The sequence below is a fragment of the Paenibacillus sp. PAMC 26794 genome, assembly GCF_000316035.1.
Classification (GTDB): domain Bacteria; phylum Bacillota; class Bacilli; order Paenibacillales; family Paenibacillaceae; genus Paenibacillus.
Window position 1 is genome coordinate 45,870 of record NZ_ANHX01000076.1, and the last position, 25,701, is coordinate 71,570.

General features: G+C 47.7%; 22 protein-coding genes. 21 read left to right on the forward strand and 1 reads right to left on the reverse strand.

All coding sequences use genetic code 11. The features are described 5' to 3' along the window. Window positions 1-143 precede the first annotated feature (143 nt). From D829_RS0123930 to D829_RS0124000, 15 genes are all read left to right on the forward strand, one after another. Window positions 144-1,178, forward strand: a complete 1,035-nt coding sequence (locus D829_RS0123930; protein WP_017691443.1) for an LCP family protein — start codon at window positions 144-146, stop codon at window positions 1,176-1,178. A gap of 184 nt (window positions 1,179-1,362) precedes the next feature. Next, window positions 1,363-1,788 (forward strand): CBS domain-containing protein, encoded by a 426-nt coding sequence (locus D829_RS0123935; protein ID WP_017691444.1) that lies wholly within the window; start codon window positions 1,363-1,365, stop codon window positions 1,786-1,788. 264 nt (window positions 1,789-2,052) lie between these two features. Continuing rightward, window positions 2,053-2,355, forward strand: coding sequence for a MazG-like family protein (locus tag D829_RS0123940; protein ID WP_017691445.1), 303 nt, complete (start codon window positions 2,053-2,055; stop codon window positions 2,353-2,355). Between the two features lie 5 nt (window positions 2,356-2,360). Then, the gene (locus tag D829_RS0123945) at window positions 2,361-3,272 is read left to right on the forward strand and encodes a DUF2232 domain-containing protein (RefSeq protein ID WP_017691446.1); all 912 of its coding nucleotides are present in this window, start codon (window positions 2,361-2,363) and stop codon (window positions 3,270-3,272) included. 11 nt (window positions 3,273-3,283) lie between these two features. Beyond that, entirely contained in the window at window positions 3,284-5,275 is a 1,992-nt protein-coding gene (locus D829_RS0123950; protein ID WP_017691447.1) for a DHH family phosphoesterase, read from the forward strand. Then, window positions 5,272-5,715 (forward strand): 50S ribosomal protein L9, encoded by a 444-nt coding sequence (rplI, locus tag D829_RS0123955; RefSeq protein ID WP_017691448.1) that lies wholly within the window; start codon window positions 5,272-5,274, stop codon window positions 5,713-5,715. Before D829_RS0123950 ends, rplI begins: the two co-directional genes overlap by 4 nt. Before the next feature lies 1 nt (window position 5,716). Next, a complete protein-coding gene (gene dnaB / locus D829_RS0123960; RefSeq protein WP_017691449.1) occupies window positions 5,717-7,078 on the forward strand; it encodes a replicative DNA helicase in 1,362 nt (453 codons plus the stop codon). Between the two features lie 444 nt (window positions 7,079-7,522). Continuing rightward, a complete protein-coding gene (locus tag D829_RS0123965; protein WP_017691450.1) occupies window positions 7,523-8,809 on the forward strand; it encodes an adenylosuccinate synthase in 1,287 nt (428 codons plus the stop codon). Window positions 8,810-9,031: 222 nt separating this feature from the next. Further along, the gene (locus tag D829_RS33250) at window positions 9,032-9,799 is read left to right on the forward strand and encodes a hypothetical protein (protein ID WP_017691451.1); all 768 of its coding nucleotides are present in this window, start codon (window positions 9,032-9,034) and stop codon (window positions 9,797-9,799) included. Window positions 9,800-10,469: 670 nt separating this feature from the next. Further along, window positions 10,470-12,002, forward strand: a complete 1,533-nt coding sequence (locus D829_RS0123975) for a peptidoglycan DD-metalloendopeptidase family protein (protein ID WP_017691452.1) — start codon at window positions 10,470-10,472, stop codon at window positions 12,000-12,002. Between the two features lie 247 nt (window positions 12,003-12,249). Next, on the forward strand, window positions 12,250-12,972 hold the full coding sequence (gene yycF, locus D829_RS0123980) for a response regulator YycF (protein ID WP_017691453.1): 723 nt from the start codon (window positions 12,250-12,252) through the stop codon (window positions 12,970-12,972). Then, on the forward strand, window positions 12,972-14,822 hold the full coding sequence (gene walK, locus D829_RS0123985; RefSeq protein WP_017691454.1) for a cell wall metabolism sensor histidine kinase WalK: 1,851 nt from the start codon (window positions 12,972-12,974) through the stop codon (window positions 14,820-14,822). Before yycF ends, walK begins: the two co-directional genes overlap by 1 nt. Next, entirely contained in the window at window positions 14,806-16,086 is a 1,281-nt protein-coding gene (gene yycH, locus D829_RS0123990) for a two-component system activity regulator YycH (protein ID WP_017691455.1), read from the forward strand. Before walK ends, yycH begins: the two co-directional genes overlap by 17 nt. Before the next feature lie 403 nt (window positions 16,087-16,489). Next, window positions 16,490-17,233: a two-component system regulatory protein YycI gene (gene yycI / locus D829_RS0123995; protein ID WP_017691456.1), complete on the forward strand. Its 744-nt coding sequence runs from the start codon at window positions 16,490-16,492 to the stop codon at window positions 17,231-17,233. A 6-nt stretch (window positions 17,234-17,239) separates the two neighbouring features. Next, window positions 17,240-18,046 carry an MBL fold metallo-hydrolase gene (locus tag D829_RS0124000; RefSeq protein WP_017691457.1) on the forward strand — a complete coding sequence of 269 codons (807 nt, stop codon included), beginning with the start codon at window positions 17,240-17,242 and terminating at the stop codon, window positions 18,044-18,046. Here the strand turns inward: D829_RS0124000 and D829_RS0124005 are convergent. Beyond that, a complete protein-coding gene (locus tag D829_RS0124005; RefSeq protein WP_017691458.1) occupies window positions 18,015-18,227 on the reverse strand; it encodes a hypothetical protein in 213 nt (70 codons plus the stop codon). The two genes, D829_RS0124000 and D829_RS0124005, sit on opposite strands and share 32 nt — an antisense overlap. Before the next feature lie 761 nt (window positions 18,228-18,988). Here D829_RS0124005 and D829_RS0124010 point away from each other — a divergent pair. The 6 genes from D829_RS0124010 (at window position 18,989) to rlmH (ending at window position 25,533) form a co-directional block, all read left to right on the forward strand. Continuing rightward, a complete protein-coding gene (locus D829_RS0124010; RefSeq protein WP_017691459.1) occupies window positions 18,989-20,266 on the forward strand; it encodes a trypsin-like peptidase domain-containing protein in 1,278 nt (425 codons plus the stop codon). Window positions 20,267-20,561: 295 nt separating this feature from the next. Then, window positions 20,562-21,086: a hypothetical protein gene (locus tag D829_RS34140; protein ID WP_017691460.1), complete on the forward strand. Its 525-nt coding sequence runs from the start codon at window positions 20,562-20,564 to the stop codon at window positions 21,084-21,086. A gap of 392 nt (window positions 21,087-21,478) precedes the next feature. Continuing rightward, window positions 21,479-22,450, forward strand: a complete 972-nt coding sequence (locus D829_RS0124020) for an MBL fold metallo-hydrolase (RefSeq protein WP_017691461.1) — start codon at window positions 21,479-21,481, stop codon at window positions 22,448-22,450. 206 nt (window positions 22,451-22,656) lie between these two features. After that, window positions 22,657-22,824, forward strand: a complete 168-nt coding sequence (locus D829_RS33075; protein ID WP_017691462.1) for a CxxH/CxxC protein — start codon at window positions 22,657-22,659, stop codon at window positions 22,822-22,824. Between the two features lie 623 nt (window positions 22,825-23,447). After that, window positions 23,448-24,695 carry an IS4 family transposase gene (locus D829_RS0124030; protein ID WP_081594918.1) on the forward strand — a complete coding sequence of 416 codons (1,248 nt, stop codon included), beginning with the start codon at window positions 23,448-23,450 and terminating at the stop codon, window positions 24,693-24,695. A 358-nt stretch (window positions 24,696-25,053) separates the two neighbouring features. Further along, window positions 25,054-25,533: a 23S rRNA (pseudouridine(1915)-N(3))-methyltransferase RlmH gene (gene rlmH, locus D829_RS0124035; RefSeq protein ID WP_017691463.1), complete on the forward strand. Its 480-nt coding sequence runs from the start codon at window positions 25,054-25,056 to the stop codon at window positions 25,531-25,533. The last annotated feature ends 168 nt before the right edge of the window (window positions 25,534-25,701 follow it).

Sequence of the window (25,701 nt, forward strand, 5' to 3'; positions counted from 1 at the left end):
TGCAATGATTACAATAGAACGAGCGTAAGCGGTGTCTTGATTCCAGAGAGAGAAAACTTCAGAGAACACCGAGTCACAAGGCATCCCAGACGTTTAATTGGTATTATGGATTATCATTTTGACAGTGAAGAAGGAATCAATGGATGAAAAGCAGAACTAAAGATAAGAAGAAGAAAAGAAGAAAAGGCCTATATATAACGCTCGTTTCACTTGTTGTTTTGTTAATCGGAGGTTATTTGTTCCGTCAGCAGCTGGCTGTAGCGGCATTTGATCTGTTTCTCGCCGGTTCGGTAGAAGATCAGCTATCCCGCTCTTATGTACCGCAAGAAGGCAACAACACGCCTGATCCAACGGTATACCGTAAGGAACCTTTCTCCGTATTACTGCTCGGTTCGGACAAACGCGCCTATGAGAAAACGCGAGGACGTTCGGATACCGTCATCTATGCTGTAGTACGTCCGAAGGAATCCCGTGTACTTCTGGTATCCATTCCACGTGATACGTATGTGCAGATTGTAGGACGGGATGCCAACAAGGACGGCGAAGATGATTATGATAAGCTGGCGCATGCCTATGCTTTTGGTGGGGAGAATATGTCCATCAATACCGTGGAGAAATTTCTTTATGCTGATGTGGGTTACTATGCAACGATCAACTTCGACGGAATCAAAAAAGTGGTTGATGCACTTGGTGGTGTAAAACTGCCAATTGATGAGGACATTGTGAACAAAAACCCGGATCATGTGCAATTCACGATTGAAGGCGGTAAGCCGATCTATGACGGGCAGGAAGCATTGTATTATGTAAGATACCGTGAGGATAGCGATTTTAATCGTACCAAGCGGCAGCAGATTTTCCTGAACGCGATGGCGAATGAGATGCTGAATTTGAATCAAATCGCCAAAATTCCAGAATTGATTCAGATCATGGGAGACAGCTTCCAGACGGATATGCGAGCTTCTTTCATTATTGATCTGGCTAAACAAGTGCTTACTCAGGAGAAACCACAGATTTCGAGCTTCACCATCCTAGGTGAGGGGATGAAAAAAGACGGTATCTATTATGGTCAGGCTGACGAGAAAGATGTCCAATATGCCAAAGAGCTGATTAACAACTGGATGGATCAATCGACCCCAGCCGGTGAAGTAATGATCCCTGACCGGCAAAAGATTGAATAACCAATTCCATACCAATGATGTGTTGTAGACCACAATCAGCAGTACGTTTATTCGCGGGCTGCTGTTTTTTTTCTTTGTATTGAGAACTATTATCCTTTTGGAACATCCTGCGTTCTGATCCGTATAATATAAGTTGAGCGAGATAAGTTGAACGAAGAAATTCACAAGGAGGATACACAAGGGTATGAACATCGCATTTTTTTTGCTACCCAAACAAGAGGTTACGTGCGTGACGTCGGATTCTACGCTGCGGCAAACGTTGGAACGGATGGAATATCATCGTTTTACGGCGGTACCCATTTTGAATAAAGAGGGCAAATATATTGGTACGGTTACCGAAGGCGACTTACTGTGGTATATGAAGAATGCCGAGGGAAAGATTTCATTTGAAAACGCTTCAAAGTTCTTGCTCAAGGATGTTCCCCTTCGCTTGGATATTAAACCTGTATCCATTAACGCCAACATGGAGGACCTGATTAATCTGGCTAAAGTTCAGAACTTTGTTCCTGTGGTCGATGATATGGATCGGTTCATTGGTATTGTCAGACGGAGTCAGATTATTGAGTACTGCGAGGGCATTGTAGCCAAAGAATCGATCAAGGCTAAGTAAGTCTGTTACGAATTTAAACATTATTGTGTCATTAGGGATAATCACAGCCGTCAGGTATCATGTTAAACTTAAGAAGTCCTGAACCAGGGGCGCATTCGAAGTTTTTTACAAATATATAGGTCGATAGGATGTACGGAGGACTCCGCATAAGTACCTGACATCAGTTTCGGAGAACTTCTCCGCTTTTTGGGGTAATTTTGCGGGCCCTCTTTTTATGCTATAATCGAGAATAAAGCTTTTTCGGGGGAGAGTGACTTTCGCCAAATGCCTAAAGAACTGGATGTAGCCAAACGCGCTAAAGTGATTGAATGGCTGAAAACCGAAGTGCTTGATCAGGTATCCCGATTATTCAAGGCGTTATGGGAAGGCAGTACAACTCGAATCGGGGACAGTCTTGCCAGTTTGATTATGAGTAGTTACATATTGGGCCGCAGGCTCGGTATTCCTTTCAAGGATCTGGATGCACTGCTAGTTGAGAAGTTGAAAAAGCATAAACAGGAAGGTCACCAGCTTGAAGACTGGTACCAAGATATTTCCGCGCTAGAAGATCATATGCGTAAGAGGTGAATTTGTTGAAATTTAGCTTTAAATCAGCTGTTTGGAGCGCAGTCTATCTGCTCTTGCTACTTTCGCTGTTAACTCCTTTATCGGTACTTGCCATATTTTTTATGATGATTCCGGGAGTTATTTTGTATGCTTCATTATCTTTAAAATCATTTATATGGCATCTCGTGCCCGTAGCCGTTATTTTGGTCGTATTCCACCCCATCTATCTGTTACTATTGCTCATCTTTACCCTGCCTGCGATCGTTATGGGTCACGCGTATAAAACGCGCAAATCGGCCCTGTTCGCCCTGATGGCGGGAAGTGGCATGATGTTGGCAGAATACTTGTTGTTGCTCTTGGTCGGCAGTGTCATTTTCCAATTCGACCTGTCCAGTTATATTGAAGATGTGGTCAAATTGACCATTGAACCGTTAACCAATTCATCGAATCAGATGATTAACGGTTTTGCATGGACACCTGAGATGACCGAGGATGTTGCCAAACAAACGCAGCTTATGATTCCGTTTGCTCTCGTTGTCACGTCGATGGTAATGGCCTTTATTACACACGCCATTGCTCGTCCGATTCTGAACGTGATGGGTGTGGTGGTATCGAAACTTCCACCAGCGAGAGAATGGCGTATGCCGCGTGCGTTGATCTGGTATTATTTCCTCGCATTGTTGATCGAAGTGATCTCCAGACAAAGTGATGGAACGTACTGGACCATGATTGCCATGAATCTGTCCCCGTTAATTAATCTGGGCTTCATGATTCAAGCGATCGGTTTCTTCTTCTTTCTCTCACATACAAAGAAATGGAATCCGGTTATACCATATTTCCTGGCGGCTGCGGTCTTCTTCATTGGTCCGCTTCGGATTATCGGAATTATCGATCTGGCGTTCCCGCTTCGTGAGGCAATATCGAAATCAAAACGATAGGGTGATGAGTCATGCCTAAATTTCTGAAGAAACGCTGGCACGGCTACTATACCGTATGGGCGTTCATACTGCTGCTGTTGCTCGTTATGTTCGTTACCATTTATAACTGGACGCTTGGTTTGATTAGTCTGATACTGGCTTCGGCGCTGGGAATCGTCATGATTAAGGCGGAGCTCGCGTTCCGCCGTGAGCTTAACGACTACATTAATGGCCTATCTATTCGGATCAAACGGATGGAGGGGGAAGCGGTCAGCATGCTTCCATTCGGAATTGTGCTGTACAGCGAAGATCGTACGGTAGAGTGGCATAACCGCTTTGTCGCGGAGATGTTCCAAGAGAAGACAATGGTGGGTAATCCGCTACTTAATTTGTTTCCCAAACTTCCTCAGCCTAAAGAGAAGAAGGATGGGACGAAGGAACATTCATCCAAGGAGTTCCATGACGAATTCCAGTTGGATGATCGGCATTATGGAGTTATTCATAACCCGCAGGAGCGGTATGTATATGTATACGAGATTACGGAGCTAGCCATTCTTCGTGATAAATATGAAAATGAACGCCTTGCACTGGGAATTCTCGTTCTGGATAATCTGGACGAGGCTGCCCAGGGCATGGACGACCAGCAGCGTACAGCACTGATTGCCCGTGTGACTAGCGAGATTACGTCATGGGCCAAGCAGTACGGAGTGTACCTGCGCCGGCTGTCTTCTGATCGTTATCTGTTGATGCTGAATCATAAGTCTTTGCAGGAACTGGAGCAGAGCCGATTTGTCATTTTGGATGAAGTTCGGGAGATGACTGCTGATCTCAAAGTACCAATGACACTCAGTGTAGGACTGGCGTTTGGTTCGGATAGCATCAGTGAGATGGGAGAACTGGCACAGTCCAGTCTGGACATGGCACTTGGACGCGGTGGTGACCAGGCCGCCGTGAAATCGGGGCAACGTCTGTCATTCTATGGTGGCAAGTCCAATGCAGTGGAGAAACGGACACGGGTAAGAGCACGTGTTATTGCGCACGCGCTGCGTGATCTCATGCAGGAGAGCGATAGGGTGCTCATCATGGGGCACAAAATTCCGGATATGGACGCGATCGGCGCATCCATCGGCGTATGGAAAGCGGCCAGTCTGTACAATGTGGAAGCCCGAATTGTATTGGATGGAATTAATCCATCGATTGAACGTATGATGGAGCAAGTGAACAAGGATGAGAAGTTATCCAAGGCATTTGTATCCCCTGAACAGGCAACCCAGATGATGACCGAGCACACGTTGTTGGTGGTGGTGGATACGCATAAGGCCTCCATGACCATGGAGCCAAAACTGGTGCAGTCTGCAACCCGTGTTGTAGTTGTCGATCACCATCGCCGGGGCGAAGAGTTCATCAATGACGCAGTGTTGATCTACCTGGAGCCTTACGCGTCCTCAGCTGCGGAACTGGTAACGGAGCTCTTGCAATACATTCATGACAAGGTACAGTTCACTCCGCTCGAAGCTACGGCTCTACTTGCCGGAATTACGATGGATACGAAGCACTTTGCATTGCACACCGGGTCCAGAACGTTCGAAGCGGCAGGTTTCCTGCGTCGTAGCGGTGCGGACACCATTATGGTCCAGCGGTTGATGAAAGAGGATCTGTCAGAATATATTGCTAAGGCAGAAATCATAAAGCATGCTAAAATGGTATATGGAAACATTGCGCTGGCGGTCACAGACCCTGGCAGCAAGATTTCACAGATGATGATTGCCCAGGTGGCGGACACATTGCTGAACATGACTGACGTAGCTGCTTCATTTGTTATAAGCGAGCGTCCGGATGGATTGATTGGCATCAGCGCGAGATCGCTGGGGCGCATGAATGTTCAGGTTGTCATGGAACGACTGGGCGGTGGCGGGCATTTGACGAATGCTGCTGTACAGCTTGAAGGAACGCTTGGAGAGGCAGAAAAACGGCTGACGAACGTACTGGCTGAAATCGAAAAGGAAGAGGGGCTGTTCGAATGAAAGTCATTTTTATAAAAGATATGAAGGGTCAAGGCAAGAAAGGGCAAGTGAAAGAAGTATCTGAGGGTTACGCACAGAACTTCCTGCTGCCACGAGGAATTGCACGTCTGGCAACGGACGGCAACATGAAGACACTGGACAACCAGAAGGCGGCTGAAGAAAGAATCAAGCAGGAAGAGAAAGCAGAAGCGGAAGCACTCGCGAAAAAGCTGGAAGCAGAAGTGACTGAACTGAAAGCCAAGTCCGGCGAAGGTGGTCGTCTGTTCGGCGCCATTACCAGCAAACAAATCGCAGAAGCTTTGTCTAAAAAAGGTCTGAAAGTAGACAAACGCAAAATTGAGCTGGACGAGCCTATTCGTACACTCGGCGTAACACAAGTAACTGTCAAGATTCACCCTGAAGTGAAGGCAACCTTGAAGGTACAGGTAACGGAAGAGTAAGATGGGCGGAGAAATGTTATTCGACCGGATTCCCCCGCAGAACCTGGAAGCCGAACAGGCCGTGCTGGGTGCAATCCTGTTGCAGGGCGAAGCCCTGATTACAGCGATGGAACGGGTGCAAACCGAGGATTTCTATGATAAACCCCATCAATTAATCTTTGAAGCGATGATCCAGCTTGGTGAGGGAAATCAACCGATTGACCTCGTGACACTGACTTCGCTTCTGAAGGATAAAGGTGAGCTGGAGGACATCGGCGGCGTTAGTTATCTGGCGAAGCTAGCCCATGGTGTACCTACAGCCGCGAACGTAGACTATTACGCTCAGATTATCGAAGAGAAATCGATGCTGCGTCGCCTGATTCGTACGGCAACACAGATCGTGAGCGAAGGATATACAGGCGGCGAAGATGTTGCAGCGATGCTCGGAGAAGCTGAACGTCGCATTCTTGAAATCTCCAACCGTCGCTCCAGTAGTGGTTTTATAGCCATTCAGGACGTACTGATGGAAGTATTCGATCGTGTAGAAACACTTCATCAGAATAAGGGTACAACGACAGGTATTCCGTCCGGGTTCATCGATCTGGACAAGATGACTGCCGGATTCCAGCGCAGTGACTTGATCATTGTAGCGGCCCGTCCTTCCGTAGGTAAGACGGCCTTCGCCCTGAATATTGCTCAGAACGTTGCCATTCGGGCACAGGAGACGGTAGCCATCTTCAGTCTGGAGATGTCTGCTGCCCAGCTTGTGCAACGTATGATCTGTGCGGAAGCTAACCTGGATGCCAGCGTGATGCGTATGGGTGACTTCAAGGGTGATGAAGACTGGCAGAAGCTGACGATGGGTATTGCAGCTTTGTCGGAGGCCAACATCTATATAGATGATACGCCAGGAATTACCGTAGCAGATATTCGTGCCAAATGCCGTCGTCTGAAGAAAGAGAAAGGCCTTGGCATGATCCTGATTGACTATCTTCAACTGATTAGTGGACGTGGTAAAGCAGGGGAGAACCGTCAACAAGAGGTATCCGAGATTTCACGTACACTGAAACAGATTGGCCGGGAACTGGAAGTTCCGGTTATTGCCTTGTCCCAGCTGAGCCGGGGTGTAGAGCAACGTCAGGACAAACGTCCGATGATGAGTGACTTGCGGGAATCGGGATCGATCGAGCAAGATGCTGACATCGTAGCGTTCCTGTACCGGGATGACTACTATAACCAGGAGACCGAGAAGAAAAATATTATCGAGATCATTATCGCTAAACAGCGTAACGGTCCGGTAGGTACGGTTGAACTGGTCTTCCTGAAAAACTTTAATAAATTCGTCAATTACGAGAGGGCACACAATGACGCCTTCGCGATGTAACGGGCAGATGCTGACAGCTTCGATCAGGAAGCAAATCCGTCTGTCCCGAAGATCAACCATTAGAGCAACTGAACTCAAACATGTCTTATAATTACCAGATATAGATTCACATTCAAAGGGGTATCCTTGAACCGGTGATAGCAGTCAAGCAAGCTTGGACTGAAGTCTCCGGTTTTTTGTGTCGAAATAATGGGTAAATCCCGAACATTACGGTTGTACTATATCTAATTGTTCGCCATTTGATTTGACTTTGAAAAAGGGTACTGGTACACTAATACTGCTGCGTTAAAGCAGCGCAAACCTTCCCTTGAATGTAACGGAAGGACATTTTTACTGTCCGTTAGCACGCTTCTCAGTCGGTTTATTGCGTAACATGCCTGCCGGGATAGAGGACGGACAGACCAATACAAAGGTGCGCAAGGCACCCACGGAGGAATGTTAACTATGTCAACGGTAGTTGTAGTGGGAACGCAATGGGGAGACGAAGGAAAAGGTAAAATCACGGATTATTTGGCGGAGAGCGCTGATGTGGTGGCTCGTTATCAAGGTGGTAACAATGCGGGTCATACAATTCTGATTGATAACAAAAAATATAAACTGACGATGATTCCATCAGGGATTTTCTACACGGATAAAGCGTGTGTGATTGGTAACGGAATGGTTATCAACCCGAAGGCACTCATCGAAGAAATTAACTATATTCATGACAATGATTTCACAACGAAGAACCTGTCCATCAGTGAGCGCGCACATATCATCCTGCCATATCACATGGTATTGGATGCACTCGAAGAAGAGAGCAAAGGTCCGAACAAAATCGGTACGACGGGCAAAGGAATTGGCCCATGTTACATGGACAAATCAGCTCGTATTGGTATTCGGATGGTTGACCTGCTGGATGCTGAAGATTTCGAACTGAAACTGCGTCATCTGGTCAAAGAAAAGAACCGCGTCATCGAGCAAGTCTACGGCGGCCAGCCTGTTGATGTGGAAGAGATTCTGCAAGATTACCTCGGATATGCTGAAATTCTGCGTCCTTACGTACGTGATACATCCGTTGTTCTGAACGAATATATTGATGAGGACAAAAAAGTATTGTTTGAAGGCGCACAAGGCGTTATGTTGGACCTTGATCAAGGAACTTATCCATTTGTTACATCATCCAATCCGTCCGCAGGTGGCGTATGTATCGGTTCTGGCGTAGGCCCGGCTCGTATTCAGCAAGTCATTGGGGTAGCGAAAGCCTACACAACCCGTGTAGGAGATGGCCCATTCCCTACGGAATTGCATGATGCAATCGGCGACCAAATCCGTGAGACTGGACATGAGTACGGTACGGTAACTGGACGTCCACGTCGTGTAGGTTGGTTCGATAGTGTTGTTGTTCGCCACGCGCGTCGTGTCAGTGGAATCACAGGTCTGTCCCTGAACTCTCTGGACGTAATGTCAGGTCTGGAAACCGTAAAAATCTGCACAGGATACAAATTCCGCGGCGAGGTCATCACACACTATCCGGCAAGCCTCAAAATGCTGGCAGAATGTGAAGCGGTATACGAAGAGATGCCAGGTTGGAGCGAAGATATCACTGGAGCTAAGAAACTTGAAGACCTGCCAGTGAACACACAGAATTATGTAAAACGTGTTTCCGAACTGACAGGCATTCCAATTGCCATCTTCTCCGTTGGTCGTAACCGTGAGCAAACGAATCAAGTTCTTCCAATCTACGAGTAATCGAAGAAATAGAGAGATTGTTTCTTGAATTATAAAATAGAATCGTCTGCCGACTTAGGCATGTTAAGCCTCCAGTTGTTGCTTTTATAGCGATGACTGGAGGTTTTTTGTATGTTTATCGGATATAATCCCGAGATTTCCGTCAATACTGGTTAACAGTAGAGTCACAGACCCCGACATGCGCATGTTAGACGGGTGGGATAATCGGAGGGAGAGAACGGAATGAAGTTGCTTGTGTGGTTTGTCAAAATCGTGCTAACCGTGTTGCTGGTCAGTTCACTGACACTGCTCACGACCGGATTAATTGTACAGTCATATGCGAAGTCGCTACTCGCGAGTTTCAATATTCAGTGGGAAGGTCAACCCATGGGGTTAACCGCCATGTTCCAAGGTGCTTTGGGCGGTAAAACCAGCGAGGGGAATAAATCGGGAAATGGCACGACAGATCAGCCGACAGGAGCGGACGAAGAGAAGGCTCCGGAAGATGCTGTTTCAGTTATGGGGAATGGGACAGAGAGCGGTCAATCTGGCGTAGATGCAGGAAATAATGCGTCCCAAGGGAGCGGTTCAGGCGAGGGCGCAGGTGCAGGCTCAGGTACAGATACGACTGGCGGATCAAATTCAGGCACAAGTGCAGGCAATGGGACGGATACGGGCACGGGTAATGACTCAGGAACAGATCAGGGTAGTGGTACAGCTTCAGGTAATGGAACCGGAGCGGCCAGCGGAGGTGCTTCTTCAGGTAATGATGCTATTGTCGTATCACCGGATGACATTACAGGAGCGAAGGACAAGCTGCCAGCAGAGGAAAAAGAAAAAATTTTCAGCCTGCTCATGAACAAGCTGCCGCAGAAAGAAATGCAACAGATCTCAGGCGCCATGGAAGGCGGCCTAACGGAACAGGAACTGCGTGAGATTGAACAGGTAATCTCGAAGTACCTGACAAGTGAAGAGTACGACAACCTGATGGAAGTACTGCAAACGGAGTAAGATATGTAGGTTTCTATGATATAGGCGCACTGGTCTATTATCTGAAGACCATCCCGTGGCAAGTACCTGATTTCAAAGTAGAACAGTTCCGTCAGCCCTTAATGGATATTTATACGGAGATGGAGCAAAATGGATTCTGGGAAGTACAGCAGAAGCGATTTGTAATTCTTGCAGTCAAAGAATAGGACATAAAAGTTAATTTCTATTGTGGCATGAGATGAAATCCAGTTTAAGATAAACCACAAACAGGTTGTTTACGTAATCCCTTATCAGAGTTGATCTGGTGAGGGATTTTATTTGTATTTTTATGAAAAATAAAGCATATTTCACTGGGTCTTAGAACCTAGTCTTAAATTGCAAGCAAAAGTACATAGTACAGCGGATGTTGAGGCATAATGGGTGATGGATTAGCCGTGGTATCTTATGGATAATTCAGGGAAACCAAGCGGGGCGTGGCTTTGCGGTGTGACGTATAGAGTTGAAATGAGTGTAAAACCTGTGTTAAAGTATACGGGTGTGATAAAAGGTTAAAATTTTGACACTTTTACGAGCGCAGCTAAAGTCCTGATTTTGCGGACACCCAATACAAGTATCAACGAGCATGGGACAGACACGATGGGTGATGTCTTGACAGAAATGCGAACTGAGAAGTGCTGAAAAGGAGAGAATCATGAAAGGTTTCAGAGGCATACGCCAACCGGGCAAAGACCGGGTACACGAACAATCCGGGGAACACCGGACGGCCGAAGACAAAAACAACATGAGCATGTCCACCTTCAGTGTGAATAAGAAGCACGTTCTGGCCTCACGCAAATGGATTATTACAGCAGCATGTGGTGTATTCATCGCAGCATCGCTCGGGTTCGCAGGCAAACAATATGTTACTGCAAACACCGTACCGTACTATAAAGTAATGGTTAAAGGTAGCGAGATTGGTACCATTGCAGATGAGGCACAATTACAACAACTATTTACAGACAAAACTGAGGAATATCAACATAAATATCCGGATGCAGAGATGGTGCTGAACACGGATGGCATTACAACCGAAACGGTAAGAGCGTACAAACCTGAAGTGAACAGTGACGAGACGCTGGACAAACTGGGTGACATGCTGACAGCCTACGCCCAAGGTGTGGAGCTCAAGGTAGACGGTGAAGTCATTGGTATTGTGAAGGATCAGGCAACAGCTGATGCAATCCTGGAACAAGTGCAGAGCAAATACATATCGGCATCGGCTGTGCGAAGTTCGCTTAAGACGAAGTCGGTATCGGCTAACTCCTCGAAGAAAGACGAGGGACCAAGCACAACCCTGAAGTCGGTAGGCATCAAGGAAGATGTAGCGACAGATGTAGTGAAGGCTGATCCAAATAAAATATGGGATGTGTCCGAGGCGGTTAAAGCATTAACCGTTGGTAAAGACGCGCCTGTAACTTATGTGGTTCGTGAAGGAGATACAATCTCTTCGATCGCTGCAAAGTATGAAATTACACAAAGCGAAATTCGTAAGCATAATCCGGGCATTAAGGAAACGTCGCTTCAAATCGGAGACGAACTGACCTTGACCGTTCCGAAACCAGCGGTAACCGTTAAATCGGTTGAGCAGGTAGTTGAACAGATTGAGATCAAACCGCAAGTGGAAGTACGCAAAAGTGCTGACCTGAAGGCAGGTACAACAAAAGTCGTGCGCCCAGGACAAAGTGGCTTAAAAAGCATGCAGTACCGTATAACCAAAGAAAATGGTGAAGTGGTTCAGGAAGAGTGGCTTGGTCAGGAAGTGATCAAGGTCGCCGTTACCGAAGTTGTCCTTAGCGGAACGAAAGTTGTTGGTGAGGGTACAGGTGAATTTGCTTGGCCGGTATCAAATGCAACGATGAGCAGCAGCTATGGACAACGCTGGGGTCGCCAGCACAAAGGTGTCGATCTGGTAGGTAACCGCGATGTGAAAGCGTCTGACGAGGGTGTAATTACTTTTGCAGGACAGAAAAGCGGGTATGGTAATGTCATCATTATTAACCACCGTAACGGATACGAAACACTGTATGGTCATTTGAACAGCATTGGCGTTAAGGTTGGACAAGTGGTTGAAAAAGGTGAGAGTATCGGCGTTATGGGCAACACAGGTCGTTCGACCGGAACACATCTGCATTTTGAGATTATTAAGAATGGAACGGTAGAAAATCCGTTAACGTATTTGAACTAATATAGAGCTTAAGGAGAGCAAGGTTGGCTATAATGCTGGCCTTGTTTTTTGCTGCTGTAAAAAATTTTCAGATGAAAGACCTTTCAAGCCTCTGATCGGGATGTGACGGTGCTTCAGGTATGTTAAACTAGAGAGTATAAACAACAAACTAGAGAAACAAATCAAGCAGGCTTGGTACAAGCTAAACATAGAAGAGAGATATAAACGCTAACGCGGATTAAGCTGGATATAGGGGTGAACTTAGCCGATGCAGGGGAAGATTTTGGTGGTGGACGATGAACAGCCCATCGCGGACATTCTGAAGTTTAATTTGGAAAAAGAGGGGTACGAGGTCATCTGTGCATTTGATGGCATTCGTGCGGTTGAACTGGCGTTATCCGAGAAACCCGATCTGATGCTGCTGGATCTGATGCTCCCGGGCAAGGACGGTATGGATGTATGTCGTGAGGTGCGTGCTCATCTGGAGATGCCGATCATTATGCTTACCGCCAAGGATGGCGAGATCGACAAGGTGCTCGGATTGGAATTGGGTGCGGATGATTACGTGACGAAGCCATTCAGTACGCGTGAGCTGCTTGCACGGGTGAAGGCACAGATGCGCAGAAGGCAAAAGCTTGCGATTACGGCAGAAGCGCACGAAGACGAAGAGAAGCAGGTCATGCGTCTGTTTGATTTGGCTTTTGATATGGACATGTATACAGCTTATAAAGGCGGGGAACCTCTCGATCTGACTCACCGTGAGTACGAACTTCTCTATTATATGGCGAAGCATTCCGGCAAGGTTATGACACGGGAACATCTGCTGCAAGCGGTGTGGGGATATGAATATTTCGGCGATGTACGTACCGTGGATGTTACGATTCGTCGTCTGCGTGAGAAGATTGAGGAGAATCCGAGCAAACCGGAAACGATTCTGACACGCCGCGGGCTCGGTTATCTCGTGCGCAGTGCCAAAAGCGTGGGGATATAATGGGCCGATTCGCGCGATTCTCGTTCTTCCGAACGATTCAGGCGAAATTGATCATTATCTATGTACTGCTGATTCTGATTGCGATGCAATTAATCGGCGTTTATTTTGTGAGCGCGATGAAGAACTCGCTTACGAGCAACTTTACGGAAGATCTACAAGCTCGTGCGGAGATGCTGTCGGTTCTCGTGGGGGAGACGATGGCGGGTGGAGAAGCAGAGGCGGGCGAGGACAAAACGGAAAATCTGCGTGTGCTGGTAAACAACCTGTTCAACATTAACGGTGCCGAGATTCAGGTGTTGGATGCTAGCGGCAAAGTACTGACGACCTCGCTAAGTTCACATTCGGATTATGTCGGGCGCAAAAATACCCAAACCGTTGTCAGCCGTGCGCTGCAAGGCATTCGGGACAATGAGGAATATATCGTGGACGAGGATAATGTTCGCAAAAAGGTCGTCGCCAAGCCGGTGCTGTCCGGCGGCAAGATCATTGGTGCGGTCTACATCGCGGCATCCATGAACGAGCTGTATTCCACGATGGAGGGAATCAACAAAATCTTTATCTCCGGCATTTTGATTGCCTTGGTGCTAACGGCGGTACTTGGCGTGATCTTGTCCCATACGATAACGCAGCCGATTAAGGAAGTGACTCGGAGAGCGACAGCGGTCGCAGAAGGTAACTTCGATCAGCAGACACCTGTATTTGGCACGGATGAGATTGGTCAGCTCAGTCGGGCTTTTAACTATATGACCAGTAGGCTTCGGGACGCACTTTCACTGAATGAAGAGGAGAAGGAGAAGTTGACTTCCATTCTGACGAATATGAGTGATGGTGTGGTGGCTACGGATGAGTACGGTAAAGTCATTCTCGTAAACCGTCGTGCCAGCAGCATTCTGGGTATGCATCCTGCAGATATTGAAGGAAGACACTTCGCTATATTACTCGGTATTGATCCGGAGGATGCGGAAGCTCTCGCGAGTGGTTTCACAGGTTCAACGTTGTTGCAGATTGCACCCGCAGGACAAGAAGAACCTGTGGTCATTCGGATGACGTTCACACCAGTTCATCGACGTGAACGGGGGATCACGGGAACGATTGCCGTACTTCAGGATGTTACGGAGCAGGAAGAGCTTGAGGCATCCCGGCGTGAATTCGTAGCCAATGTATCCCATGAACTGCGTACACCACTGACCACGATCAAGAGTTACGCGGAAGCACTGGATGACGGTGCACTGGAAGATCCGCAGCTTGCCGGTCGTTTCGTGGGTGTTATTCAGAACGAGACGGAGCGAATGATACGACTGGTTACGGATCTGCTGCATTTATCGCGGCTTGATTCCAAAGAGGCCATGCTACGTAAACAGCCAACCGACATTCTGGAAATGCTGGAGGAAGTGACGGATCGATTCTCGTTCCAGATGCATCAGAAGGATATTCAGCCTGTGCTGTCTGTAGAGAATGATATTCCGGCTGTTCCACTGGATCGTGACCAGATTGATCAGGTCCTGGATAATGTCGTGTCCAATGCGCTGAAATATACATTGGAAGGCGGCACCATTACGATTGCGGCTAGACGCAGTGATGAACATGCACTTGCCATCTCGGTATCGGATACCGGAATGGGTATCCCACAGCGCGATCTGGATCGCATTTTTGAGCGGTTTTATCGGGTTGACAAGGCTCGTTCCCGCAGTATGGGAGGCACAGGGCTAGGACTGTCCATTGCCCGGGAAATTGTGAAGGCACATGATGGCAGCATCTCTCTGGAGTCTGAGGTAGATGTGGGCACGACAGTAACGTTCACACTGCCGATGCGTGAGAAAGGGGGTGAGCACCGTGAAGGAACGGATTAAATCCTTGGTGCTTGCTACTCTCGTCGTTGCCAGTCTGGTACAGAGTTATTTCCTGATCTACCGTTTGCCCGGAGGCGGGGATTCCATCGTGACGTCAGAGACGAACTATGTGAAGACGGAAAATATGGGTCAGGAACGCAATATTGAAGAATTGATCTTCCCCGATCAGATGATTATTCATTTGGGCGAGGATAAACATACGGTGTTTTACCCTGGCAATACGTTCTATCAGTTGATCTATTCACGGTTACAGGGGCGGGCGTTCGCTGATTTTCAGCGCCGCAGTGTGCAATCGGTGAACTGGGATCAGGTTCGTAAGGAGAATCCTGGGTTTGAGCTATCGTTCAAAGAGGGTATTCCCGTAGCATTGTTACAGCGGGTGATGAGGCTCGGGACGGATTCCTTATTCCAAGGGGAGACGATTAACCGAATCTCGATCTATACGTCCAAAAATGAAACGAAGGCCCACGCGCTGTTCTTCAGCGCCAAGGGAGACGTGGTATACGAAGCAACGCAGGCGGACCTGACAGTACAAGACGTGCAGCAGCATGTTGACTTTGGTACGAACTGGACGCCATATACCTTGATGGATGGTGGGTATTATATCCCGGCGGAAGCTCTGGAGACGATTGAGGCGGATGTGCCAACAGGACAGTTCACTGTGGAGCAGATGCAGCGCAGTCTGTTCTTCGATCCAAGCATGACCCGGAACATACGGGAAAAAGATGGGTCGGAGATTTACACGGATAGTAAACGTAGTCTGCAGGTAAAACAGGAACAGCGCTGGATCAGTTACACCGATCCGGCGGCACCGCCTGCGGGACAGATTGATCCTGCCAAGGATGCGTTGTCTGCAGTTGATTTTGTGAATCAGCATGGTGGCTGGAAAGGCAGGTCGCGCATGATGCTGGAGACCGCCGACAGCAAGACAAAGCTTGAATTCCAGCAGTACTACGGCAGCTATCCGATTATGGATTCCATGCAATTCCGCTTCGGCACGATTAGCATGGAGATGCAGCAGGAGACGGTATCCAGTTATGAACGATCACTGGAATACCTGAACGAAGGTGCAGAGACGAAGAAATCGGTAAAGTTGCCTGGCGGAGAAAAGCTGAAGGCTCTTATTAAAAAGGTCGCAGGTGAGAATCGCCAGGTCGTGGACGTGTACCCGGCATATCGTCCTTCTTCGATTGAGGACGGACTGAAGCTGATCCCGGTATGGGTGATCCGCTTTGGCAATGGTGAGGAAACTACCGTATCTTGATAGGTTATAGTCTTTGAACCAAAGAGTAGCTGTACTTTATCACTACGCGTGCAGAATAACCTTCCGGTCTATAGATGTAACTGCCCAAGTGGGATGATAGGTTCCCATGAGCAGCGGGCTAACGGCTAACGAATCTGACATGCCTTAAATGCCGAATTAGCCTAGAGTGCAAAATCTAACGAACCTCAGCGACGTTATTCCGGCAGAAAACGGGTAAAAATCGATAGAAAGCCTATAAATGATTGAAATAACTTCTCTCAGATTCGTTAGATTACAAACTTGCGGAAAATGGAGCAAATAAGACGTGTGGAGTTCGTTAGCGAGCAGGCTAACGTGGATAGAGATCAATTTTCCAAGAGTGTTTGAAAGTATTTTAGACAGTTAAGTGAGAGAGGTGAAAGTTTTGGATTGGGGACGGGCGAAAAATGTGTTGATCTATGCCTTTCTGCTGCTCAATCTGGTGCTGGGATACCAGATCTGGATGGATGCGCGAGAGACGGCCGGAGCCAATCTGGACTTCACCTCACTGGCAGATAATACACAGCAGGCGATGGAAGAGAAGGGCATTCAGGTGCTGGCTCCGATTCCGAATGAAACGCCAAAGCTGCCGAAGTTGTCGTATGAGTTCATTGAAGAGGACAAGGCTGGCGTAGATATGGAGCTGGAACAGCCTGTAGATAGCAAGTTGATCTTCTCGCAGAGTGAATTGGAAGATGCATTGCAGCGTGAGATTCCACAGATCGGGACATACCGGCTGGATCAGCTGATGGCCGAGGATGGGGCTTTTGTGCTTCACCCACTCGTGGATGGCAAATGGCCGCTCTTCAATGTGAGTCTGGAGCTATTCTACAGCGACCAGAAAATAACGGGTTACCGTCAAACTCCAGTGCGGATTACGACCGCAGAGGAGAGCGATCAGCAGGTGCTTCCGGCGTCGAAGGCGCTGGGAACGCTGATCGAGAACTTTTTGCCAAATGATGCAATTGTCAAAGATATTCAGCTGGGCTATTACGGCCAGTTGTTCAATTCAGATATACAGGTAGCGATGCCGGCATGGCGGTTCGTGCTAGAAAGTGGCGAAGTGTTGTACGTGCAGGGCATCAGTGGGGATGTATTCAGTCCCAAGACAGACAAACCAGGGGAGTAATGCGTTATGGGGATATATTTTACCGTGTTATCCAGCGGTTCGACAGGTAATGCCACAGTCATACAGCATGGGGGCACCTCTCTCATGATTGACGCGGGTCTTAGTGCGAAGCGATTGGATGCACTGTTTCAGGAAAGGGAGATTTCTGGGGCAGAACTGGACGGGATTCTGGTTACACATGAACATTCCGATCACATTAAAGGACTAGGCGCGATGTCTCGGAAATATAATTTACCAATCTACGCGAATCTGAATACGTGGGCGGCACTGGAGAAGTCGGTTGGGGCGATTCCAGAGGAAAACCGGAGGGTATTTGAGACGGGTGAAAAGCATGATTTTGGGTCACTGCGCGTGGAATCCTTCGGGATCTCGCATGATGCGGCTGAGCCGGTAGGGTACACATTCGATGATGGTACGGAGAAGCTGTCTGTTGCAACAGATCTCGGGTACATGAGCGACAAGGTTCGCGATGCGATCTCCGATTCTGACGTGCTGGTGCTGGAGGCGAATCATGATGTCGAATTGCTGCGTATGGGGCGTTATCCGTGGAACACCAAGCGCCGGATTTTGAGCGACATTGGGCATTTGTCGAACGAAGCGGCAGGGGCAGCGCTTAGTGAACTGATGAACGGACGCATCAAGCGCACGTATCTGGCACATCTTAGCCGAGATCATAATATGATGGACTTGGCGAAAATGACCGTGCGCGACGCGATGGAGAGCCGTGGTTGCTTTTATCAGGATCATGAGTTCAAGCTCTGTGATACGTATTACGACCGTCCTACGCCATGGGATAGGGTGGGTGAGCCATAAAGCTGTCCAGTTCGGCGGCTTTGCGCTCGACTTCCTCGCGGGTCAGGATGCCTTTATCAATAAGCAGTTCAATGATGGTGCTGAGTGCAAGGGTATTACGATAGTGTTCATCTTTGAGATCGGCCAGCTTGGCCGCCATATGAACTTCATCCATAGCTGTGAGTGTACGTGTGCGATCCATATATATCCTCCTCTATGAAGCTTCGAATTGTCTTTTACTATTATTGTAGTCAGGCTGGGTGGAAAACATTCCTCTTTTTGCCGCTAACATTTGTGTGATGAGACGTGTATGCTGAACCTGTGACTATGCAGGGGTGAAAAAGTTCTTCAAATTTGCCAAAATGGCGCTTAGCGGACCGGATTTTGTGGTGATAGATACTATGGACCTTTATTGTTAAACGCGTTATAGCGGAAATTTGCTTTAATTTTCGTAAATATGCAACTTTTTGTGATTTGACGTGTTTAGTATATGAGGAGCATTGTGATTTTGGCTGTTTTGCGTGTGAAATGGCATGTCATAGAATGCGAGAGCATGATTGATAGAGTCACTGACAGAATGGCGTGTCCGTTCTGTTGTACATAGACGCTGTATCTTGATTTGAACCCGGGATGCGGCGATATGCAAGACCATTTTATAAAAATGCAAAAAAGCATGGGAAACGAGAGGTTATTTACGGTACGCACGTAACGAAAGACACAGAACGAGGCTGGAGAAGCGAAGCGATCGCCTGAAAGCTTTCTGAAAGAAAGCTACTTCGGAAGCATATGCTATGAACAAATTTTACCTAGGAAAAAGAAATAAAAAAAATTTGTGAGTAACAGCGATCGGAAGCTCGGCTGTGGCTGGAGTGGGGTAACGTAAGAACACCATCGTTGAACCATGCGACAACTTAGGCGGCAGTCAGGGTCTTGATGCGTGACAACGAAGGGGAGAGGATCACGATGGGATTGTTTGGAGACGATTTTTATTCAACCAAAGTATCAAGACGCGCCGAACCTGAACAGAAAGGCAAACTTCAGATTATCCGCCCTGGAGGCAGAGCACGTGGACGTGACCGCTGGAGCAATCCGCGCAGATCGCGTACGGGAATCAGTTCCACAGTGAAGGTAGCTGTGATTAGCTCGGTGATCAGCTCCATCGTGACCGTCATGCTGTTTAGCTTCATCACACAGCCCGCTTCGTTACCGCTGGCTAATGCTACAGGTAATGGTGGTGGAGGCGGTGCACAGACAGCGCAGGCAGCTGATCCATACGACCGGATTATCCAGGCAGCAGCACACGTTCGTCCTTCCGTGGTGAGCATTGTGAACCATAAAACGGGTAGCAGTCTATCGATGGAAGATTCCGCGCTGGGCTCAGGGGTCATTTTCAAGAAGGAAGATGGCAAGGCCTACATCATGACCAACCACCACGTCGTGGAGGGTGCGAGTGATCTGGAGATTGTGACCGTAGATGGGAAGACACACAAAGCGAAGCTGGTCGGTAAAGACCGGGTAAGTGACATTGCGGTACTATCTGCAGAAGATAAAGGGCTAGGTGCAGTGGCGGAGATTGGTGATTCCAGCAAACTTCAACGCGGTCAAACGGTGTTGGCAATCGGGAACCCACTTGGTCTGGGCGGTACGCTGACATCCGGTATAGTCAGTTACACGGATCGTATTTTGCCTGTATCGATTAATCAGGACGGAGTGTACGACTGGGAGCAAAACGTGATCCAGACGGATGCGGCGATTAATGAAGGTAATAGCGGCGGTGCTTTGGTGGACTTGAACGGCAAAGTGGTCGGCATTAATACGATGAAGATCTCGGATACGGGCGTTGAAGGTCTTGGCTTCGCGATTCCGATGAACGAAGTGATGAAAACAGTAGATTCCCTGCTACTGAACGGCAAAGTATCTCGTCCATACCTGGGCGTGTACACGGTTGATCTGAGCAACCCTTATGCACCATTGGATGACGAGCAGCGCAAGGATCTGAAGCTGCCATCTCACGTGGATAGTGGCGTGGTTGTGCTGGAAGCATCGGGGCCGGCATCCGAAGCAGGTATGAAGCTGAATGATGTTATTACAGAGTTTGACGGGCAAAAAATTACCTCCACGCTGGATCTGCGGAAGTATCTGTACGATGAGAAGAAGATTGGGGACACGATTGAAGTGACCTTCTACCGGGATGGGAAAGCGGAGAAAGTATCGGTGAAGCTGACGGATAAACCAGAGTAAGGGGAGCCTAACGAGCCCATACTGTTGCACGGATTGAAATAGGGAATGCTAGAAGAGTGATCAGATCAACTGACCACTCTTTTTTAGTTATAATGGGTGGACGTGCTCATTCGACAGTAAATGAGTAGATCAACCATTTTTATATTCTCATGATCAGTTAGACCCGGAGCCAAAGGAGCAGATACATAAGACTAGGGCTGTGGTAAACTGTTGTCAATATGTTGGAGACGGTCGCTGATGCAATAACATCTGTATGTCGATCTGATTTTATTTCAGAATGGAAGGGGTATTTCTAATGAAACATTTGAAGAAAAAGATGCTTGGGGGAACGAGCTTGGCGCTGTCGCTGTTTGTGCTGTCGGCCTGTGGATCGGAGGTAGCTACGACAGGAGCATCTGTAGATACAAGTGCTCTGCAAGAGAAGATTGCAGGGCTTGAGAAGAAACTGGTGGAGCAGGGAGCCAAGAGCGTTGAGCAGGAGCAAAAGATCGCAGCACTTGAGACCAAGTTGAATGAGCTGAGTACAAATGTGATTGCGGTGGGTGAGGCTGGTGGTCAGACGCCTGTAGCATCGGGAAACAACGGATCGGCCGGGAAAGGCGATGGGGTACTGATTACCTTTGCCCAGTATGAGAAGCTTGAGGTTGGCATGTCGGTGGGAGATGTCATCGAGATCCTCGGCGGCGAAGGTGAAGCACTGAGTGAAGCGGAGAATATGGTGGTTTACAACTATAAAGGTACAGCTGGCAATGGTGCCAATGCGGTTATAGCTTTTCAAGGTGGGAAGCTGTTGACGAAGGCGCAATCGGGATTGAAGTGAAATTAGTAATGGATTTGAAGAGAAAATCTTTGGAATGAATTATACTCCATTGTTATATGAATTTAAATGGGAGCCAATCAGAAAATTCTGGTTGGTTTTTTTTGTTGTTTTTATAAAGTCTGTGAGTAGCGGGGAAGTTATTAGAAATAGATTTTTTTGAATAAATAACTTGACACACGCAGTTAGTTGTAACTATAATAATTACATCGTATAAGTTGTAACTAAAGTAGTTACATATAATGCTTTGAAGGGGGATTATGATATTAAAATAAATGTTAGTCGAAGCAATTGTACAACCAGACTATAGGGCGGTTTAATAAATCAACAAATTAGCTGCTAGATACATTGTTATGGATGAACGGCGGCGACATATAGAGAGGGAGATCAATTAAATGTTTACTAAAAAATCATCAATGGGCGTTATGCTCGTTCTATGTTTCATGTTAATTCTGAGTGCTTGTGCGGGTACAGCAAGTAAAACTGAAAATGCCGAAGACTCTTCATCCAATGCTGCTAGTGCTGGAAATACAAAGAGCGAGGAAACAAACACACCAGCGGTGGAGCTGAAAGTGACCACCTATAATCCTGGGGAAAACAGCATTTTTGGCGTTTCATCAAACCTGATTGAAGGTCCAACTGAAATCGTGCTCGTTGATGCGCAGTTCCAAAAGAATGATGCCGAGCAATTGGTCAAAATGATTAAAGATACGGGTAAAAAACTGACCACCGTATATATCAGTCACAAGGACCCGGACTATTACTTCGGTCTATCGGTAATTCGTGAGGCGTTCCCTGATGCGAAAATCGTTGCGACTCCAGCAACGGTGGAAGGAATCAAGGAAACAATTCAAGTGAAGAATGACTATTGGAATCCGATTCTGAAAGAAAATGCACCAACTGCACAGATTGTTCCGGACGTCCTTGAGGGTGCTCAATTGACTGTAGATGGAGAAGCCGTAGAGATTATGGGTCTAGATGGTTCCGATCCGTCCCATACATTCCTGTGGATTCCTTCCATTAAAACTGTTCTTGGTGGCGTTCCTGTCTACGAAAATTCGCACGTATGGATTGCAGATAACCAAACGCCAGAGAGCCGTGACTACTGGCGCCAACTGCTGGACCAAATTATTGCATTGAATCCAGAGCGAGTGATTCCAGGTCATTATCTGGGTACCAGTGCCGGGGATATATCCAGTGTTACGTTCACCCGTGATTATATTGCTAAGTTTGAAGCAGAGGCAGAGACAGCCAAAGATTCTAAAGAACTGATTGCAGCTATGGAAAAAGCATATCCGGACTTTACGAATACAGGCGATCTGGAGACGAGCGCTCAGGTAATTAAAGGCGAAATTTCTTGGCCTTAAGTATAACGATGGACTTTTGGAAACGGTATAAGTAAAGGGCGAACATCCTTATCCTGTTAAGTGGGAAGGATGTTTTTGCTGTCATTAGGCGTGTAGGGGTTTCTTTTCGGCGGCAGGTGTGATAGAACTGAGAAGTGGCTATCCTGTAATGGGATACGCGGTTGTGAATCGGGAACATAGCTGGTTACAGAAAGGATGCTTAACGGATGTACGTTGTATGCAAAGAACACGTGGACATTGCCATCGACATGTTTGTCGATGAGTATGAGGACGCTCCAGATATCGTTGATCTGAAGGAGACGGAATTTGCCGACTGGGACCCGCCTGCGAAATGCGCCGAGTGCGAACAGCACGCGGAATTCCTCGTCGTTTAGCGTACTGTAGGACTTAGATGGCCGGAGGCGTGACTTAAGGTGGCGCTTCGGGCTGACTTTCCATCCGGTATGAACATCACAGCAAGAAGCCAAGGAGAGCGTGATGAGCGCTCTTTTTGTCTTTGTGTGGGGAATTGGTGGTGGTTGTTAGGCAGCGTGGAGCTGGGCGGGGGTCTTAGGGGTTAACGTGGGAGTAGGCGAGAATAAGAGAAGATTAAGGTAGGTAGGTGCCGAGTTCCGAGTTGGGAGGGAGCTCAGGTTGTAGCAACCGGGGTGTGTAGGTAATAGAGATCGAAGTCGCTGGGGCATTGGGAAAGTGACGTTGGGTAACAGCGATGTGGGTAGGGACATGGGTTGTGGCGGGGCGGGACGGAGCGGAGTAACTCTAAAGAACCTGACGGATCTTATTCGTGGCAAATACCGCCTGGTTGAAATCTAACGAATCGTAGACCTAAGCTTGACCCACAATACTTTCCAGAAAAATGGAATATAGCTAAAAGTGTTCAAACCGAAATGAAGACGGTATGATGAGAGGAAACGAAACTAAGGGTAGGCGATTAGGCATGTCCACAACACGATTAACTTCCTCTTTACTCCAACCAAATTTTCAATTCTTTCGAAATATGCGCATCCGATGTGGAAGAACGTTAAATCGGTTCATCCGAACGATGCAGACGTTGTTTAGTCATCCAGAGGCATCCATTGCTGAAGCCAGTAAGAATGCAGCGGAAGCGAAAGCCATCTACCGTTTATTACAGAATCCGCAGTTGACCGAGGAAAACGTGCTGGAATCGTATCGGACAGAGACGCTACGTCAGATGAAACAAACGGAAGAGTCCGTGTTTTTGTGCGTCCAGGATACCACTGAAATTAAATACGGTAATCGAGAAAAAACGCCAGGACTTGGCGCCTACAATCGCAAGCAAACCAAAGGCTTGCTTGCGCATTCCGCATTGGTGCTTACCCCGTCCGGCCTCCCGCTTGGCCTCTTACATCAAAAAATTTGGGCACGGGATCTGGCGCTCAAAGCGGAACGGAAGGTCAGCCGCCCTTACGAACAGAAGGAAAGCTACAAGTGGACTGAGGCCGCAAAAGCCAGTGTGCTCGGCCTCCCAGCAGATATGAAGCTCATTCACATAGGGGACCGGGAAGCCGATTTCTTTGAATTTTTATACCACTTGCATGTTGATGAACAGTCCTATGTCGTAAGATCCATGCAAAATCGGATCACCGAAGCAGAAGGACTTTTCATGCAGGACGAAGTGCGTAAACAGCCTTCCTCCGGGCAGATTACCGTTTCCCTCCCGCGAGATACGCGAAGTAGTGAAGCCGCTCGGGATACGACGCTGGAGATTCGTTTTCTGACGGATACGGTACATGTACCGGCACACCTGAAACAAAAAGGGGCTGCGTATTCGCCTCTTCCCTGCACCCTGATTCATGCGTTGGAAACCACACCGCTGGAAGGCGAAACACCGATTGAATGGTTTCTGCTCACGAATCTTACCGTGGCTACGGTAGACGATGCTCGTGAAAAAGTGGCATGGTACGTCCAACGTTGGAAAATTGAGCGGTTCCATTACATTTTAAAAAGTGGTTGCGAGATCGAAAAATTACAGGAGCGTGACGGTGAACGATTGCGTAAACTCATCCTGTTCTATTCCATAATCGCTGTACAACTCCAACAGATGACCTATCTCGTTCGGCAAAAGCCTGACGCTCCATGTACTTCGTTCATGGGTGACGAGGAATGGAAGGTTCTTTACCGTGTGGCCAACAAAACGAAAACACTCCCGTCCAAACCACCTACCCTGCGAGAAAGTGTGATCGCACTCGCCAAACTCGGTGGCTTTTTTGGGACGCAAAAGTGATGGCGATCCAGGAGCGAAGGTTCTTTGGAGGGGCCTTCAGGCCTTCCGTACCATCTTGGATAACTATCTTTATTTACTGTAAATTATTCCCTTCGTTGTGGGTCAAGCTTAGATCGTAGACACGTTATATTGCTGAAATGGCCTCGAAAGTGGTGGGGAGTGCTCGGTGGGTGCGGAATAGCGTGTTTCAGATTCGTTAGATTTTAAAGTAGCCGAAATGGGGCTGAATAAGGTGTGTGGGATTCGTTAGAATTTGGAGAAATGTGTAGTATAGGTATAATACAGTTGGAACGAACGATGCTATGAAGCATCTTACTTATAGATGATGTCGCAAGACGATATAGAAGGAGTGTTCATTATGTTTATTCAGATTATTGGCGTAGGCAAATTGAAGGAAAAATATCTCACGCTGGGCATACAGGAATATGCCAAGCGGCTCGCCCCGTACATCAAGTTTCAGATGATCGAGGTCGCAGACGAAAAGGCGCCCGATACCCTGAGCGAAGCTGAGGTTCGGGCGGTAAAAGAGCGCGAGGGCGAACGCATCCTCGCGCATGTGAAGAGCGAGGCACATGTTGTCGCGCTCGCGTTGGATGGCCAGCTCTGGAGTTCCGAGGAGCTGGCATTGGAGATCGACAAGCTCGGCACGTATGGGACGAGCCATGTCGTGTTTGTCATTGGAGGAAGCCACGGGCTCTCCGATGAGGTGTTGCGCCGCGCGAAGCAGCGCTTGAGCTTCGGGCGCATGACCCTGCCGCATCAGCTTATGCGGCTGGTGCTGGTGGAGCAGATTTATCGTGCAGTGAAGATAAATCGGGGGGAACCTTACCACAAGTGATGGTAAAGGAAAAGTTTGAGATGACTATACCTTTTCGAATTGTATTACAATGGAAAGGTATATAGTGTTGCTTCCTCTTATAATATGAAAATATTTGAAAAAATTGTCCAAATAATTAGCTGGACTGTTTGGTTATATAAATCTTGTTACATTTCTTTTTAAAGCAAC

Excerpts from the sequence above, each read along its gene's own strand:
- D829_RS0123930 (WP_017691443.1), top strand. The coding sequence starts at position 144 with ATGAAAAGCAGAACTAAAGATAAGAAGAAGAAAAGAAGAAAAGGCCTA.
- D829_RS0123935 (WP_017691444.1), top strand. The coding sequence starts at position 1,363 with ATGAACATCGCATTTTTTTTGCTACCCAAACAAGAGGTTACGTGCGTG.
- D829_RS0123940 (WP_017691445.1), top strand. The coding sequence starts at position 2,053 with ATGCCTAAAGAACTGGATGTAGCCAAACGCGCTAAAGTGATTGAATGG.
- D829_RS0123950 (WP_017691447.1), top strand. The coding sequence starts at position 3,284 with ATGCCTAAATTTCTGAAGAAACGCTGGCACGGCTACTATACCGTATGG.
- rplI (WP_017691448.1), top strand. The coding sequence starts at position 5,272 with ATGAAAGTCATTTTTATAAAAGATATGAAGGGTCAAGGCAAGAAAGGG.
- dnaB (WP_017691449.1), top strand. The coding sequence starts at position 5,717 with ATGGGCGGAGAAATGTTATTCGACCGGATTCCCCCGCAGAACCTGGAA.
- D829_RS0123965 (WP_017691450.1), top strand. The coding sequence starts at position 7,523 with ATGTCAACGGTAGTTGTAGTGGGAACGCAATGGGGAGACGAAGGAAAA.
- D829_RS33250 (WP_017691451.1), top strand. The coding sequence starts at position 9,032 with ATGAAGTTGCTTGTGTGGTTTGTCAAAATCGTGCTAACCGTGTTGCTG.
- D829_RS0123975 (WP_017691452.1), top strand. The coding sequence starts at position 10,470 with ATGAAAGGTTTCAGAGGCATACGCCAACCGGGCAAAGACCGGGTACAC.
- yycF (WP_017691453.1), top strand. The coding sequence starts at position 12,250 with ATGCAGGGGAAGATTTTGGTGGTGGACGATGAACAGCCCATCGCGGAC.
- walK (WP_017691454.1), top strand. The coding sequence starts at position 12,972 with ATGGGCCGATTCGCGCGATTCTCGTTCTTCCGAACGATTCAGGCGAAA.
- D829_RS0124000 (WP_017691457.1), top strand. The coding sequence starts at position 17,240 with ATGGGGATATATTTTACCGTGTTATCCAGCGGTTCGACAGGTAATGCC.
- D829_RS0124005 (WP_017691458.1), bottom strand. The coding sequence starts at position 18,227 with ATGGATCGCACACGTACACTCACAGCTATGGATGAAGTTCATATGGCG.
- D829_RS0124010 (WP_017691459.1), top strand. The coding sequence starts at position 18,989 with ATGGGATTGTTTGGAGACGATTTTTATTCAACCAAAGTATCAAGACGC.
- D829_RS34140 (WP_017691460.1), top strand. The coding sequence starts at position 20,562 with ATGAAACATTTGAAGAAAAAGATGCTTGGGGGAACGAGCTTGGCGCTG.
- D829_RS0124020 (WP_017691461.1), top strand. The coding sequence starts at position 21,479 with ATGTTTACTAAAAAATCATCAATGGGCGTTATGCTCGTTCTATGTTTC.
- D829_RS33075 (WP_017691462.1), top strand. The coding sequence starts at position 22,657 with ATGTACGTTGTATGCAAAGAACACGTGGACATTGCCATCGACATGTTT.
- D829_RS0124030 (WP_081594918.1), top strand. The coding sequence starts at position 23,448 with ATGCGCATCCGATGTGGAAGAACGTTAAATCGGTTCATCCGAACGATG.
- rlmH (WP_017691463.1), top strand. The coding sequence starts at position 25,054 with ATGTTTATTCAGATTATTGGCGTAGGCAAATTGAAGGAAAAATATCTC.